Source organism: Colwellia maritima, assembly GCF_022669015.1.
Classification (GTDB): domain Bacteria; phylum Pseudomonadota; class Gammaproteobacteria; order Enterobacterales; family Alteromonadaceae; genus Colwellia; species Colwellia maritima.
In genome coordinates, this window is sequence record NZ_JAKKSL010000001.1 from 1377309 (window position 1) to 1393925 (window position 16617).

Consider the following 16617-nt stretch of genomic DNA (forward strand, 5'->3'; position numbering starts at 1 on the left):
TGCTTAAGGTTATATAATGCAAATCAGACACATCAAAATGGTCGCTAACTATCCCCAATTGTGAAGTAGAGGTAAGCAGCTCGATTGATAGTATAGGAGATAAAATAACTTTGAGCGACTAGGTGCTTTACATTTTTGCAATGGCTTGTGGGGTAATCGCATTTTTTCACAGATAAGTTGATTTTAGTACTAAATCAACGCAGATAAGAACTCAGAATATAGTATTTTTAATATAACGAATAACCCATTATAAGTCACATAACTATATTTTCTAGTTGCCATTATTTATATGAATAGTCCTTATTTAAGCAAATGATTAGTAGTTAGCTGAAAATCAGGTAAAATAGAAACAAAAATTTATCCTTCCCATTAGATTTTTACCATTAATAGCTAGAGAGAGTATCAAATGAGCCTGTATTTAGAGTACATTAAAGAAATTGAACGTCGTAAAAACGATCTTGGATTGGCTCCTTTGCCAATTGATAATGCTGAATTATTAGCTGAAATCATTGCACAAATTAAAGATTTAGGAAATGAGCACAGAGAAAATTCTCTTAATTTTTTCATCTATAACACCTTACCGGGTACAACAAGTGCTGCGGGTGAAAAAGCTGCATTTTTGAAAAAAATTATTTTAGGTGAAGAAATCGTAGCTGAAATAACACCTGAATTCGCATACGAATTGCTAGCACACATGAAAGGTGGCGCATCTATCGGTGTTTTACTTGACCTAGCGTTAAGTGACAATGCTGAGTTATCTGCTCCAAGCATCTGATGTGCTAAAAACACAAGTATTTTTATACGATGCTGATACAGCTCGCCTTGAAGCTGCTTACAAAGCAGGTAATGCTGTTGCTAAAGATCTTTTACAAAGTTACGCTAACGCTGAATTTTTTACCAAACTACCTGATATCGACGAAAAAATTGAAGTAGTTACTTATATTGCCGGCGAAGGTGATATTTCAACTGATTTACTTTCTCCTGGTAACCAAGCACATTCACGTGCAGACCGTGAACTACACGGTAAATGTATGATATCGCCAGAAGCTCAAGATGAGATCCAAGCATTACAAGCTAAGCACCCTAACGCAAAAGTAATGCTTATTGCTGAAAAAGGTACTATGGGTGTTGGTTCTTCTCGTATGTCTGGTGTGAATAACGTTGCACTTTGGGCGGGAAAACAAGCGAGTCCGTACATTCCATTCATTAACATCGCTCCCGTTGTTCGGTACTAATGGTATTTCTCCTATCTTCTTAACTACTGTTGATGTCACTGGTGGTATTGGTCTTGACCTTAAAAATTGGGTTAAGAAAGTCGATGCAAACGGTAATACTGTTGTTGATGAAAATGGCGATGTTGTACTTGAAGAAGCATACTCAGTTGCTACGGGCACTGTATTAACAATTGATACAAAAGCTAAAAAGCTACTAAACGGTGATAAAGAGCTAGTTGATATTTCTTCAGCTTTCACTCCTCAAAAAGTGGAGTTTATGAAAAGTGGAGGCTCTTACGCGGTGACATTCGGTAAGAAACTACAAACGCTTGCAGCAGAAACGCTAGGTATTGAAGCGCCTCAGGTATACGCACCTTCTAAAGAAATTTCTCATGAAGGTCAAGGCTTAACAGCTGTTGAGAAAATATTTAACAGAAATGCTGTCGGTGTTACATCTGAAACAGCACTTCACGCAGGTTCTGATGTTCGCGTTAGAGTAAACATTGTTGGATCACAAGATACAACAGGGCCGATGACATGCCAAGAGCTAGAAGCAATGGCTGCTTCTACTATTTCTCCATTAGTTGACGGTGCTTATCAGTCTGGTTGTCACACAGCATCAGTATGGGATAGCAAAGCGAAGGCAAACATTCCTAAGTTAATGAGCTTCATGAATAAATTTGGTTTAATCACCGCACGTGATCCTAAGGGTGTATACCCTGCAATGACCGATGTTATCCATAAAGTATTGAATGATATTACGGTGGATGATCGTGCTATTATTATTGGTGGTGACTCTCATACACGTATGTCTAAAGGCGTCGCATTCGGTGCCGATTCTGGTACGGTTGCCATTGCACTAGCGACTGGTGAATCTGCCATGCCCATTCCTGAATCAGTTAAAGTTACCTTTAAAGGTAACATGAAAAGCTACATGGATTTCCGTGACGTTGTTCACTCAACTCAAGCGCAAATGCTTAAACAATTTGGTGGTGAAAATGTATTCCAAGGTCGTATAATTGAGGTACATATCGGTACTTTATTAGCTGACCAAGCCTTCACATTCACTGACTGGACTGCAGAAATGAAAGCTAAGGCTTCAATCTGTATTTCGCAAGATGAAACGTTAATTCAATCACTTGAACTTGCTAAGAGCCGTATCCAAATCATGATCAACAAGGGTATGGAAAACGAAGCGAAAACATTAAATGGTTTAATCGCCTTAGCTGATAAGCGTATTGAAGAAATTAAGTCTGGCACTAACCCTGCTTTAGCACCGGATGATAATGCTAAATACTATGCAGAAGTAGTAGTAGACCTAGACGCGATTAGTGAGCCAATGATTGCCGATCCAGATGTAAACAACGAAGACGCGTCTAAACGTTACACCCATGATGTTATTCGCCCTGTTTCATACTACGATGGCAAGTCAGTAGATTTAGGCTTTATTGGTTCATGTATGGTTCACAAAGGTGATATGCAAATCATTGCACAAATGTTCCGTAATATTGAAAAACAAAACGGTAGCATATCGTTCAAAGCACCATTAGTTATTGCGCCACCAACATATAACATTGTTGATGAGCTTAAAGCTGAAGGTGACTGGGAAATTTTACAAAAATACTCAGGTTTTGAATTTGATGATGCGGTACCTAAAAACACTGCACGTACTAAATACGAAAATATTATGTATCTTGAACGCCCAGGCTGTAATTTATGTATGGGTAACCAAGAAAAAGCAGAACCTGGTGACACGGTTATTGCAACGTCAACGCGTTTATTCCAAGGTCGTGTTGTTGCCGATACAACTGAGAAAAAAGGTGAATCACTCCTTGGCTCTACACCGTTAGTTGTACTTTCAACAATGCTTGGTCGTTTTCCAACACTTGAAGAGTATAAGTCAGCAGTAGAAGGCATCGATTTAACTCGTTTTGCTCCACCTACACAAGAAATGACGACTAAGTACACTGCTCAAGCAGTACCTATTAACGTGGTATAATAGTAAGTGAAATTTGTCATTTTTATCAGATAAAAAGATGAAAAAACAATAAAATTTGAAGGGTTACTTTTTTGTTTACGTGAGGTGAAACTTACAGTCAACTAAAAAGTGGCCCTTTTTTATTTTCATTAGCGCGTTATTATTGCTGATACTACTCTCACTAATACTATTAATTCTATTCAATATTTCTCGCTGAGTGAAAAATAAATTAATAGATGGTATAAAGTGCTGATTCTTTATTTAGTTCTAGTTTTTTATTCTGCAACACTCATAAATACAATCTTTAATAATTACAAATGTCATCTATTATAGCCTTTTAAAATGTAAATTTATTTTGAGGTGAAAAATGAAGGTTTTAGTTTTAGGCTCTGGTGTTATTGGGGTGACAAGTGCTTGGTATTTAGCTAAGTCTGGTCATGATGTAACGGTAGTTGATAGGCAATCAACTGTTGCTAATGAAACAAGCTTTGCTAATCTTGGGCAAATATCTCCAGGTTATTCTGCACCTTGGGCAGCACCGGGTATTCCAATAAAAGCAATGAAGTGGCTTGTGCAAGAACTTGCCCCTTTAAAAATCAATATGAAAGATTTAGACGCTGAAACATTGGTGTGGATGACTAAATTGGTCGCTAATTGCAATGGCAAAGATTATCATATTAATAAGTCAAGAATGATGAGAGTAGCCGAATATAGTCGCTACTGTTTGCAGGCGCTTCGAGCAGAAATAAATATTGAATATGATCATAGAACACAAGGTACATTGCAATTATTTCGTACCCAAAGCCAAGTTAAAAGCGCTAAAAAAGACATTCAAGTATTAAATGAATGTGGTATAGACCATAAAGTACTTACGCCAGATGATTGTTTAGCCTATGAGCCAAGCACTTCATCATACTATTCATAAAATTGTTGGTGGTCTTCAATTACCTAATGATGAAACAGGTAATTGCCATACTTTTGTGACTAAATTAGCAAAAGAATGTGAAAATCTAGGTGTTAAATTTGTTATGGACACCACTATTCAGCAATTAAATGAACAAGGTAACGAGATTGTCAGTGTTTCTACCAGTAAAGGTGAATTCACTGCAGATGCTTATTTAATGGCGCTAGGTTCATACTCTACGCACATGCTTGCCAATATTGGCATTAGAGTGCCTGTTTACCCTGTTAAAGGTTATTCTCTTACAATTCCTATTGATGATTTTACCGCAGCTCCCGAGTCAACCGTTATGGATGAAACCTACAAAGTGGCGATTACTCGTTTAGGAGATAAAATAAGAGTCGGTGGCACAGCAGAGATTAGTGCTTATAATTTAGCATTATTAGAAAAGCGCCGTAAAAATATAGAATTTTCAATTGCAGATTTATTCCCTCATGCCGCTGATTTGGGCAAAGCCGAATTTTGGACAGGTTTACGACCAATGACACCAGACGGTACACCAATTTTAGGCAAAACCAAAGATTGATAACTTATTCCTTAATACAGGTCACGGTACGCTAGGTTGGACAATGTCTTTAGGATCGGCAAAATTTGTTAGCGATATTATTAGTTGTAAACCGCCAGATATTGATGATCTTGGTTTGTCTATTGATCGCTACACGCATTAAGGGGATATAACATGGCTAGAGCAGCAACAGCAATTATTACCTTAAATGCGATTAAACAAAATTACCTGTATGCAAAATCACTCTCAAAACCCGCGAAAGCGATAGCAATCATTAAAGCAAATGCTTATGGTCATGGCGCGATAGAAGTGGCCAAGGCATTAGCCGATGTAGCTGATGCATTTGGCGTCGCTTGCCTTGAAGAAGCAAAAGAATTACGCGATATAGGAATTAAACAACCAATTTTATTACTTGAGGGCTTTTTTAGTACTGACGAATTAGAGTATATCAATGAAAATAATTTATGGTGTGTCATACATAGTCAATTTCAGCTCGAAGCACTTCAAAGAACAAAACTGACAAAACCAATTACAGCTTGGTTAAAAATGGACACGGGTATGCACCGCTTAGGTTTTTTGCCTGAAAAGTATCTTGATGCGTGGCAACAATTATCCAAAATGAGTCAAGTTGAAAATATTGTCCATATGAGTCATTTTTCGTCGGCAGATGAGCTAAATTCGCCAACGACCAAACAGCAGCAGGCGTTATTTCTAGAGGCTATTAGTGGTTTACCCGGAGATATTAGTTTAGCTAACTCATCGGCAATTCTAACGAAAGCAGTTGCGCGACAACAATGGACTCGTCCTGGCATTATGCTGTATGGCGCATCTCCTATTGATAATGAGACGTTTACACAAACGCTAATACCTGCGATGACCTTTATAACTAAAGTTATTTCACAACGTACTATTACTGAAGGAGAAAGTGTTGGTTATAACGCTCTATGGAAAGCGAAAAAAACAACACAAGTAGGCACAGTGTCAATTGGTTATGCAGATGGTTACCCTAGACATGCTGCTAATGGCACTCCGGTGTATATTAATGGTAAGAAAAGTCAAATATTAGGCAGGGTATCGATGGATATGATGATGGTTGATCTATCGATGTTTGACAAACAAAACTGTATTGGTTTTGATGTAGAGCTTTGGGGAGATAATATTTTAGCAAATAATGTTGCTAAATGTTCTGAAACTATTGCTTATGCCTTATTCTGTGGCTTAACTCGCCGTGTTAATAAGCGGTATTTTGATAAGGTGCTTTAACGCAGTGTAAAATGACTTCAGCTACTTAAGAGTAACACCCATTTAATAGCGTCAATTAGTGTGTTATCAATATCCGATTAACCTAATTCAATATAGATTAGGCCAGTTGAAGGTACGCTAGCATTTTACTTTAGCGATTAATGATCGAGCAATATAGTTTGGCATTGCTCGTTTATCATCATAACCTTCAATACCTTGTAATATCTCTAACTGATAAGGGTATTGGCGACAAAGTAAGTAGGATTGACGTAATAAAAAAGCAGACATACGGGTAAAGTTGACTCTGTTATTAGGAATTATTTCAAGCCGGTAGCTATTTTTTGTTAACTCAGTTTGCCTGAATTGAATTTGGTGATCAAAATCCCATCGAACAGCGTCATTATCTAATTTGTTTGTCGTTGAATTCGCACAGGCTGTAATACTAAGAGATGTCATGAATAGTATGGAAAATTGGCGTGTTTTTTTCATCAGCATTCCTATTGATATAAAAAAGACTGAACAAGCATCTTGTTCAGTCTTTTAGTATAACGCGTTCTAGTCTTTATGCGTGCTAGTTACCGTGATAAATTATTCTTAATCATCAAACAACGCTTATCCTCTTGATTCTTTATCAATAAGCTACGTTGGGTGCTAGCGGATAAACTCGTTAATTCAACGAGTGCTTTCTCTAATCTAGCCACACTGACTTCACTACAGGTTGCAGGAATCAAATTACTATAACTGCGCATAAAAACAGGACCGTTATTTTGATCTATAGTTGCTAAACTGCTCATGCGCTGTTCGGCACTTTGTTCATTAAGTTCGTTTTGTTCACTTGGGTAAAGTGCTGACATTGCAGTTCGCAATTTTGAAAAAGGCAATTCGCTATTTTTTTGTTGAATTTTTGCTAGCCAGTCAGATTTTATTTGTATTTTTGGCGCGATAACACGTGCATAAATAGCTGATTTTTCACCAGTATCAGAACGATCTAGTGTTAATTCATGGTTGATTAATTCAATCGACTTTTCGTGTTGAAAACGACTTAGCTGCGCAATAATATCCGCCGAATATCTTGACTAATCGATAGGTTTTCTAAAGAATGTTGTGCGGTTAATAATTTATACAAGTTATCTAACGCCTCTGGTGAGTGAGCAAGGGATACATAACTGTTAAACCAACGACGCTGCATATTTTTATTATCACTATTAGCTAGCGTACTTTGCCACGTAATATCTTCTAGCTGCAAGGCAATATCTTTTACATAATCATTTTGGCTACCTAACCCCTTATTCAAATAAACGTTAGCAGCTGCTAGTTGATCGAGCACTTGCCCTAAGGTTGTGTAATCTTGTTCGAGAGGTGCATTGGCTAACGCTACGGTTAAATATTCATTTAAAGGCAGTTTTCCATCGCGAACACTATCCCATAAACTTTGCCATAGCATAGAGCGAAGTAAAGGGTCTTGAATTTGTGCTAATGCTTTTTGAGTAGTGGCAAAAGATCGTTTATCTAAATTAACTTTAACAAACGCCCAATCTTGGTAGTTAGGGTAAACTAAATCGGGACAAGCAACCCCAATTAATTCATCAACGGAGGTGTTTGAGCCTTTATAAATGACTGCCATTTTGTTCGTTAATTTAAAACCAGGGTGGGTGGCATTAAAAAGCGCTAATTGTATTTTTTGTTCACGTAATGTTGGTTGGCTTTCATCGGCTGATTGTAATAGTTCAAAAGATGTAATTTTACCTTGTTCACATTGATAATTAGCTTCGATAGTATTTACACCAAAGCTTGATACAGCCAGTCTTGTTGCCATTCACTCAAATCTTTACCACTCGCTTTAGCTAAACTGTTAATAAAATCGTCGAGTATGGCATTTTTATAGGCATTGTTTTTTAAGTAGTTATGAATACCTTGTTGAAAGGTTTTTTCACCTAATAAATGACGCAATTGATTTAGTACCGAAGCGCCTTTGGAGTAAGTTATTGCATCAATATTATCAAAAGCATTAGCTGTTGAGAAAACCGGAACTTCTATTGGGTGAGTAGTTACTCGGTCAGCATTATAGGCAGCTTGCTTACCACAAAGCATAAAAGCTGCGCCAAGCGTTATTAAATTCGGTTGCTTCATTTGTTGCAAGTGTTGCCATAAAAGCAGCAAAACTTTCATTTAACCATAAACCATTCCACCACTTCATGGTGGCTAAATTACCAAACCATTGATGTGCCATCTCATGCATTATAACACTGGCAAGTCTTTGACGACGGCTTTGGCTCATTTCACCGTTGGTTAAAAAACTTTTTTCAGCGAAAGTCACTGCAGCAGAATTTTCCATTGCGCCATATAAAAAGTCAGGCACTAATACTTGGTCATATTTTATAAAGGGATAGTTTATCCCAAAATATTCATCAAAAAACTCAAAACCTTGTTTAGTATAGGTGAACCAATGCTTGGGGGTTATTTGATCAGCAACAGATTGACGTGCAAACAAACGCAGCGGATATTTGCCACTGTTGTCTTGCCACATGGTGTATGGCCCTGCATGCATTGAAAAATTATAAGGACTTAAGGTTAAACTTTTAGGGAAATGCCAAAGGGTAAAATCACCTTGTGGTATTGTTTTCGTTTCTCTAGTTGCCGAAAATACTGTCCAATTTTTTGGCGCAGAAACAGTCAGTTCATATGTGGCCTTAAGATCAGGTTGATCAAACAGTGCAAACATCTGTTGTGCAGCAGCCGGCTCAAAATGAGAATAAAGATACACTTTGCCATCAACAGGATCTTTAAAACGATGTAAACCTTCGCCATTAGTGCTGTGTTTACGCGTAAAATCAACCGTAATAGTGTTCTCACCCTTTTTTAACTGCTGTGCGGGCAGCGTAATAAACCAACCATTATAACTGTTTTTTAACTTTTCTTTGGTTATCTGTTCTCCATTGATAACTAGGCTAATTATTTGTGCTTGGTTTAAGTCCAAAGTCAGTGGATATTTATTATCAGAGAGATCAAAGTTAATGGTCGAGTTAGCAGAAAAACTTTCTTCACCTGTTAATTTAAAATTTAACTGATAGTTTATTTTTGATACGCGTTTAGAGCGTTGAAAGGCTTGCTCTTGGGTTAAATATTGATTTTCAGCGCGAGGAGAAAAATGCGATAACACTTGTGTTGAGGATGATGTTTTACTGTTATTTGACTCGTTTGTAGTCAACTGACATGCGGTAAGCCATGATGTTGCTACTACTATTGCAACTATTTGTAATAGTGTGTTTTTTAGTAGAATTTTCAAGATTAGTCTCAATATGAATTTTGTAAATTTTGCTTAATTATAAAGTAGAAAGTGTTTAGGAAAAAGAAAACTCATTGTTAGGATAAAATCTAAATGTTGCTACTGTAAAGAAGTGAGCACATTTGGGTGATTGAATTAGCGATCACTCGCAATAATTGTGGCTGTTTTCTCGTCCTATGACTATAACAACACTGCTCTAGTTTGGAGAGGAATACCCTTTATAGGCACTGTTATTGGTGCAACACAATTAAATAACTCGTATCTTCCATGTTAACTTATTGATAATTATGCTTTTAACTGTTTGGCTTGAATTTTGTATTCTAGTTATATATTGAAGAACCATTTTGGAAAATAAGTATCATTTAAGTTGACAAATTATGAGCATAATTACAACCCATATTAGAAAGAGCAATGTGAAAAAACACTCCACAAACCGTGAAATAGATGTTCGGATAAATGTGCTGCTCGTTGAGAAAGACGTTAATCATAAATCACTGTTAACAAAAGCATTAGTTGACTTCGGTTATCAAGTCATCAAACACAGTTATAAGAATGAGAATATTATCGAACAAATCGAGTTATATAATCCAAACATTTTAATTTTGACAACCGATTTACCCAGTAATTCAATGTTGAAAGAGTTGTCTGAGGTAAATCAATTACGGCCATTACCGATTATTATTTTTGCAGAAAATGATTCTCCAACAGTGATAAAAAAAGCTATCAAGGCGGGGGTAAGTGCTTATGTTGTAAGTGAAATACATCCTCAAAGGATTAAGAGTATTATTTCAGTCGCAAATGAGCGCTTTAAAGCCCTGCAGTCATTAACGAATGAACTTAAACAAACAAAAACACAATTAGAAAGTAAAAAATTAATTGAACGAGCAACAGGTTTACTGATGGAACAAAAGCACTTAAATGAACAAGAATCTTATGACGCTTTACGAAAAATGGCTTTAAAGCAAGGAAGTCCCATAGCGATGGTGGCTAAAAATATTATTGATGTTTGCTCGCTGTTATCTGCCCCTAATATAACTAAAACATTCTGAGCTTAGATGGGCATTTATCGCTTTACTTAATGGCAGCTTAATTGGAAAACGGCCTGAAATCGTTTTAATATTTAATTCGAAGGCCGTTTGAAAAAGGTTATTTAAACTTAACAGTTACACAAAATATGTTACAGGAGCATTTTACTCTTTTAGTCCTAGTCTTATTTTTAGTTTAGTTTCACGTAAGTTTGAACCATCAGTGTTGACAGAAAATAAACGGCTCATTCTAAAATCACCAACTACATCGTTATTTAAATAAATGCCTTGTATTTGGCAATTTTTTCTACGTATAAAATAGACCACTTAATTAATGAAACTGGTATTAATAAGTTATTTTTTAGTGTGATTAAAACAGAAAAAGCCAATAAAGGATATTGGCTTTTTCAATGAATAATATTTACGGTATTAAATAAATATTATTTCTTTTTCTTAACGGCTTTAGCGTTAGGTAAATCAGTAATTGAGCCTTCAAAAATTTCTGCGGCTAAACCAACTGATTCATGTAATGTTGGATGTGCATGAATAGTTAAACCGATATCTTCAGCATCAGCACCCATTTCTACAGCTAAACAGATTTCACCTAGTAATTCACCTGCATTGATACCAACAATTGCACCACCAAGGATGCGTCCACTGTCTTTTTCAAAAATCAGTTTTGTTTTACCTTCAGTACGAGCAGAAGCGATTGCTCTACCTGATGCTGCCCAAGGGAAGTTAACTGCTTCAATGTTCAAGCCTTGTTCTTTTGCTTCACGTTCAGTAACACCAACCCAAGCCATTTCTGGATCAGTATAAGCGATAGAGGGGATACAACGAGGATCAAACTCATGCTTTTTACCTGCAATTACTTCAGCAGCACAATGTGCTTCATGAACGGCTTTATGTGCAAGCATAGGTTGTCCTACAACATCACCAATGGCGAAAATATGAGGAACATTAGTACGCATTTCTTTAGAAACATTGATGAAACCACGCTCATCAACATTTACGCCTGCTTTATCTGCAGCAACGAGATGACCGTTTGGCTTACGACCAACAGCCACTAAAATTTTGTCATAGCGTACTTGCTCAGTCGGTGCGTTTTTACCTTCAAACGTTACATACAAACCGTCATCTTTAGCATCAACTGCAACCACTTTAGTTGATAGCATAACTGATTTGAAACGTGGTTTATTATACTTAGTGTATATTTTTACAATATCAGTATCAGCGGCCGGTACTAGTTGGTCAGCAAATTCTACCACTGAAACATTAGAGCCTAATGAACTATATACTGTGCCCATTTCTAAACCAATAATACCACCACCTAATACTAACATTTCCGCAGGAACGTCTTTCAGTTCAAGAGCACCTGTAGAATCGATAACACGAGGATCTTCAGTAGGAATGAAAGGCAGGTCAACAACAGAAGAACCACAAGCAATAATTGCATTGTCAAAAGTGATAGTTGTTTTGCCATCACTGCCTTCAATTTCAATAGTTTTGTCTGATGTAAATTTACCGAACCCTGTGACAGTTTTAACTTTACGCATTTTGGCCATACCGCCAATACCTTGCGTTAGTTTGCCAACAACATCTTTGTCTTTCCATTGACGAATTTTTTCTAAATCAATTTCAGGCTTACCAAAAGTAACACCGTGGGCTGCCATATCTTTAGCATCATCAATGACTTTAGCAACGTGAAGTAATGCTTTTGATGGAATACATCCAACATTTAAACAAACACCACCTAAAGAATCATATTTCTCTACTAATACGACATCTAAGCCTAAATCTGCTGCACGAAATGCTGCTGAATAACCACCAGGGCCAAGCACCTAAAACCACAACTTGAGTTTGAATATCACTCATAATTTCCCTTATTAACCTTATTTATTTGGTTGAAAATATTGATGGCGAAATTCTACGCTGATCCAGTGAATTTCGCCAATAATAATTGTTAAATTCTGACTAAAGTATTAATTTCCGAATATCGGACATTACACTGGCTAAATGCACGGTAAAGCGTGCAGCTAGCGCACCGTCAATAACGCGATGGTCGTAAGACATTGACAATGGTAACATTAACTTAGGTTCAAAATCTTTACCATTCCATTTCGGTTTTATTTCAGATTTAGATACACCTAAAATAGCAACTTCTGGGGCGTTCACAATTGGGGTAAATGCTGTTCCACCAATGCCACCAAGACTTGAGATAGTAAAACAACCACCTTGCATATCTGCGGCTTTTAACTTACCTTCGCGGGCTTTAATGCTTATGTCGAGTAATTCGCGAGATAGCTCATAAATACCTTTTTTATCCACATCACGCACAACCGGTACAACTAAACCATTTGGGGTATCAACAGCAACGCCTATGTGAATATATTTTTTCAATATTAAACTTTCGCCATCTTCACTCAAGCTAGAGTTAAACGTTGGGTAAGCACGTAAAGCATCAGCTACCGCTTTTAAAATAAAGACTAATGGCGTGATTTTAAAGCCAAGTTTTTGTTTTTCACAAACCACATTTTGCTCTTTTCTAAACGCTTCAACATTCGTAATATCTGCTTCATCAAACTGAGTAACATGAGGAATAGTAACCCAGTTACGGTGTAAGAATGGTCCTGATATTTTTTGAATACGAGATAAAGGTTTGGTTTCAATTTCACCAAATTTAGCAAAATCAATCGCTTTGGCGCTCACAACTTGTAAACCGCCTTCACCTGATGCAACAGAGCTACCCGCGTTGGCTTTAGGACGAGAGAGTTCATATTTAACATAAGACTGTACGTCTTCTTTTAAAATACGACCTTTATTGCCTGAACCTTTTACTTGCGATAGATCCACGCCAAATTCACGAGCAATACGACGAATAGAAGGTGAGCTATAAATAGTTCCTTTTTTACTTGTGCCTGCTTGTGGATGGTGCGGTACTGGCGAACTAGCGGGAGCCGTTGTAGGAGCAACTTTAGCAGGTGCTTCAACTGGTGCTGCAGGGGGTTGAGCTACAGGAGCCACTGCCGGTGCAGCATCAGTAACCGCGCCACCAGTTGTTTCAAGTTTAATAACAACGCTGCCTTGTTTAACCTTGTCACCCACATTAATAAAGACTTCTTTAACGGTACCCGCATGCGTTGATGGTACATCCATGGTGGCTTTATCTGTTTCGAGCGTGATTAAACCATCTTCTTCTTCAATGGTATCACCCACACTAACGAGTACTTCAATTACGTCAACTTCACCGTCTTCACCAATATCCGGTACGGCAATTTCAATTATTGCAGACGTTGTTGGTGCTGTTGTCGGTGTTGGTGTAGGCGCAGCCACTTCAGCAACAGGTGCCGGCTCGGCAACAGGTGCTTCTACGGGAGCTGCTTCTTCAACGGTCGGCGTTTCATCTGCGCTCGCAGACTCACCGCACTGATTTCACCAATGACATCACCTTCTTTGATTTTATCGCCAACGGCAACAGATAAACTAAGTAAAGTGCCGGCAAAAGGTGCAGGGATATCCATCGATGCTTTATCTGTTTCAACCGTAACAATACCTTCATCAGCTTCAAGCGTGTCACCAACAGCGACACAAATTTCTATGATTTCAACTTCTTCGCCACCAACATCGGGAACTAGAATTTTTTCATTAGACATTTTATTTTCCTTCTCTAGTCACAAATTAAGCGTAAAGTGGGTTAAGTTTTTCGCTGTTAATGTTAAAGCGTTTAATGGCTTCACTAACAACACTGTGTTTAATATCACCACGATTAGCTAATTCAAATAAGGCAGCAACCACAATATAGTATTGGTCAACTTCAAAATGCTGACGTAAATTATCTCGACTATCGCTGCGGCCAAAACCGTCTGTACCTAATACACGGTATTCTGTGTTTATGTACGCGCGAACTTGATCTGAATAATTTTTAATGTAATCCGTTGCGGCAATAGGCTGGGCCGCCTTCTTTCGTTATTACACTACCGATATATGGTGTCTTTTGTTTGCTTTCAGGGTGAAGCATGTTCCAACGAGTAACATCTTGCCCTTCACGCGCTAGTTCGTTAAATGAAGTAACTGAATACACATCACTTGAAATATTGAAGTCATTTCCGAGAATTTGTGCTGCTTGACGTACTTTTTGCAAAATGGTGCCTGAGCCCATTAGTTGTACGTTTGCTACCGCTTTTTTAGCTTTAGCAGGTACTTGCTCTAATTGATAAATACCTTTAATGATCTGATCACTAATATCTTTAGTGTCAGGCATAGCAGGGTGTTGATAATTTTCATTCATCAAGGTTAGATAATAGAAAACATTTTCATTTTCTTCGTACATACGACGTAGACCATCACGAACAATAACGGCAATTTCATAACCATAGGTTGGATCGTAAGTAACACAGTTTGGAATCAATCCGGCTTGTACATGAGAATGACCATCCTGATGTTGTAGTCCTTCACCATTAAGGGTCGTTCTACCCGACCGTTGCACCCAAAGAAGAACCCACGTGCTTGGCTATCACCGGCCGCCCATGCTAAATCACCCACACGTTGGAAACCAAACATTGAGTAATAGACATAAAACGGAATAGTGGTTGCATTACATGTAGAATAAGAGGTACCGGCAGCAACCCATGAAGCCATAGCGCCTAATTCATTAATGCCTTCTTGTAGTACTTGTCCTTTCTTATCTTCGCGGTAATAAGCAACTTGGTCAGCATCTTGAGGGATATATTTTTGCCCTTCGTTGGCATAAATACCCACTTGGCGGAATAAGCCTTCCATACCAAAAGTACGTGCTTCATCAGGAATGATTGGCACAATGCGTTTGCCAATTTTTTTGTCCTTAATTAGTGCGTTTAATACACGCACAAAAGTCATTGTAGATGATACTTCTCGATCGCCTGAACCTTTAGTGATTGCTTCAAAAGATTTTAATGGCGGTATCTCAAGAGACTCTTCTGGCTGTTTACGACGTGCAGGTAACGATCCGCCTAATGCTTCACGACGGGCCATCATGTATTTATATTCTTCACTGTCTTTTGGAAATTGGAAGAACGGCAAATCACCAATATCGTCATCACTAATAGGAATATTAAAACGATCGCGGTAATGTTTGATTGATTCAATGTCCATTTTTTTAACATTATGGGCGATGTTTAAGGCTTCACCTGAAGCACCTAAGCCAAAACCCTTAACGGTTTTAGCTAGAATAACTGTAGGACGACCTTTAGTATCCATGGCTTTTTGATAAGCAGCATAAACTTTTACTGGATCATGACCACCACGGTTTAAACGCCATATATCTTTGTCTGACATATTGGCAACCATGGCTTCTGTTTCAGGGTATTTATTGAAGAATTTTTCGCGGGTGTATTTACCGCCTTTAGCTTTACAGTTTTGATATTCACCATCAACAGTTTCATTCATTAACTGTAACAGTTTTCCTGAAGTATCACGGGCAAGTAATTGATCCCAATAGCTGCCCCAAATAACCTTCACAACTTCCCGCCTGCGCCGCGGAATGTACCTTCAAGTTCTTGAATGATTTTGCCATTACCGCGTACAGGACCATCTAAACGCTGTAAATTACAGTTAATAACAAAAGTTAAGTTATCTAAGCCTTCACGCGAAGCTAAACCAATAGCACCTAATGATTCAGGTTCATCCGTTTCACCATCACCTAGGAAACAATAGACGCGTTGGCCTGAACAGTCTTTGATGCCTCGATTCGTTAAGTATTTTAAGAAACGAGCGGTATAAATAGCTTGAAGTGGACCTAAGCCCATAGAAACTGTTGGGAACTGCCAATAATCTTTCATTAAATGAGGGTGTGGGTATGAAGATAAACCTTTACCTTCACATTCTTGACGGAAATTCGCCATTTGCTCTTCAGTTAATCTACCTTCAAGGAAAGAGCGAGCATAAATACCTGGTGAAATATGACCTTGGGCGAAAATAAAGTCGCCGCCATCTTTGTCTGTTGCCGCTTTAAAGAAGTGATTAAAACCAACATCATAAAGTGTTGATGAAGAGGCAAAACTACCAATATGTCCACCAAGTTCTAGATCTTTTTTAGAGGCGCGTAATACTAAGGCTAAAGCATTCCAACGAATTGCAGCACGAATACGTGATTCAATAGTTTGGTCAGCAGGCATATGTGGCTCTTGACCTGGTGGAATTGTGTTAATGTATGAAGTTGTCGCTTCAAAAGGTAAATGTGTGCCACCGCGACGAGCACGCTCAATTAATGCCTCAAGTAGAAAATGAGCACGTTCTGGCCCTTCATTTTCTAGTACTGATTCCATTGATTCTAACCATTCTTGGGTTTCTAATGAATCAATATCAATGTTTGGTAGATCTGACATATTGTGTTGTCTCCAATAGTATTTTGTTTATATTTTTTAGTTGT

9 protein-coding genes and 4 pseudogenes are annotated in these 16617 nt (G+C 37.9%); 5 read left to right on the forward strand and 8 right to left on the reverse strand.

Annotated features, from left to right (window positions below; translation table 11 throughout):
* Positions 1 to 406: 406 nt before the first annotated feature.
* The 4 genes and pseudogenes from L3081_RS06820 (at position 407) to alr (ending at position 5921) form a co-directional block, all read left to right on the forward strand.
* Positions 407 to 3213: pseudogene (locus L3081_RS06820) on the forward strand (bifunctional aconitate hydratase 2/2-methylisocitrate dehydratase).
* Between the two features lie 346 nt (positions 3214 to 3559).
* A complete protein-coding gene (locus tag L3081_RS26520; protein ID WP_274620353.1) occupies positions 3560 to 4117 on the forward strand; it encodes an FAD-dependent oxidoreductase in 558 nt (185 codons plus the stop codon).
* Entirely contained in the window at positions 4086 to 4679 is a 594-nt protein-coding gene (locus tag L3081_RS26525) for an FAD-dependent oxidoreductase (RefSeq protein ID WP_274620354.1), read from the forward strand. Before L3081_RS26520 ends, L3081_RS26525 begins: the two co-directional genes overlap by 32 nt.
* A gap of 153 nt (positions 4680 to 4832) precedes the next feature.
* Entirely contained in the window at positions 4833 to 5921 is a 1089-nt protein-coding gene (alr, locus tag L3081_RS06830) for an alanine racemase (protein WP_242284398.1), read from the forward strand.
* Between the two features lie 117 nt (positions 5922 to 6038).
* Here the strand turns inward: alr and L3081_RS06835 are convergent, their stop codons facing one another.
* From L3081_RS06835 to L3081_RS06850, 5 genes are all read right to left on the reverse strand, one after another.
* A complete protein-coding gene (locus L3081_RS06835) occupies positions 6039 to 6389 on the reverse strand; it encodes a hypothetical protein (RefSeq protein ID WP_242284399.1) in 351 nt (116 codons plus the stop codon).
* Between the two features lie 86 nt (positions 6390 to 6475).
* Complete coding sequence (locus L3081_RS06840) at positions 6476 to 6754, reverse strand: hypothetical protein (RefSeq protein WP_242284401.1); 279 nt, start codon at positions 6752 to 6754, stop codon at positions 6476 to 6478.
* A 188-nt stretch (positions 6755 to 6942) separates the two neighbouring features.
* A complete protein-coding gene (locus L3081_RS06845) occupies positions 6943 to 7716 on the reverse strand; it encodes an ERAP1-like C-terminal domain-containing protein (protein ID WP_242284403.1) in 774 nt (257 codons plus the stop codon).
* Positions 7680 to 7991, reverse strand: coding sequence for a M1 family aminopeptidase (locus tag L3081_RS26530; protein ID WP_274620355.1), 312 nt, complete (start codon positions 7989 to 7991; stop codon positions 7680 to 7682). Before L3081_RS26530 ends, L3081_RS06845 begins: the two co-directional genes overlap by 37 nt.
* Positions 7978 to 9186, reverse strand: a complete 1209-nt coding sequence (locus tag L3081_RS06850; RefSeq protein ID WP_274620356.1) for a M1 family metallopeptidase — start codon at positions 9184 to 9186, stop codon at positions 7978 to 7980. Before L3081_RS06850 ends, L3081_RS26530 begins: the two co-directional genes overlap by 14 nt.
* 377 nt (positions 9187 to 9563) lie before the next feature.
* On the opposite strand from L3081_RS06850, the gene L3081_RS06855 reads away from it, so the two are divergent.
* A complete protein-coding gene (locus L3081_RS06855) occupies positions 9564 to 10235 on the forward strand; it encodes an ANTAR domain-containing response regulator (protein ID WP_242284405.1) in 672 nt (223 codons plus the stop codon).
* Positions 10236 to 10651: 416 nt separating this feature from the next.
* Here the strand turns inward: L3081_RS06855 and lpdA are convergent.
* The 3 pseudogenes from lpdA to aceE form a co-directional block, all read right to left on the reverse strand.
* Positions 10652 to 12086 (reverse strand): annotated as a pseudogene (lpdA, locus tag L3081_RS06860) (dihydrolipoyl dehydrogenase).
* Between the two features lie 99 nt (positions 12087 to 12185).
* A pseudogene (aceF, locus tag L3081_RS06865) lies at positions 12186 to 13864 on the reverse strand (dihydrolipoyllysine-residue acetyltransferase).
* A gap of 25 nt (positions 13865 to 13889) precedes the next feature.
* Positions 13890 to 16573: pseudogene (gene aceE, locus L3081_RS06870) on the reverse strand (pyruvate dehydrogenase (acetyl-transferring), homodimeric type).
* Positions 16574 to 16617 lie beyond the last annotated feature (44 nt).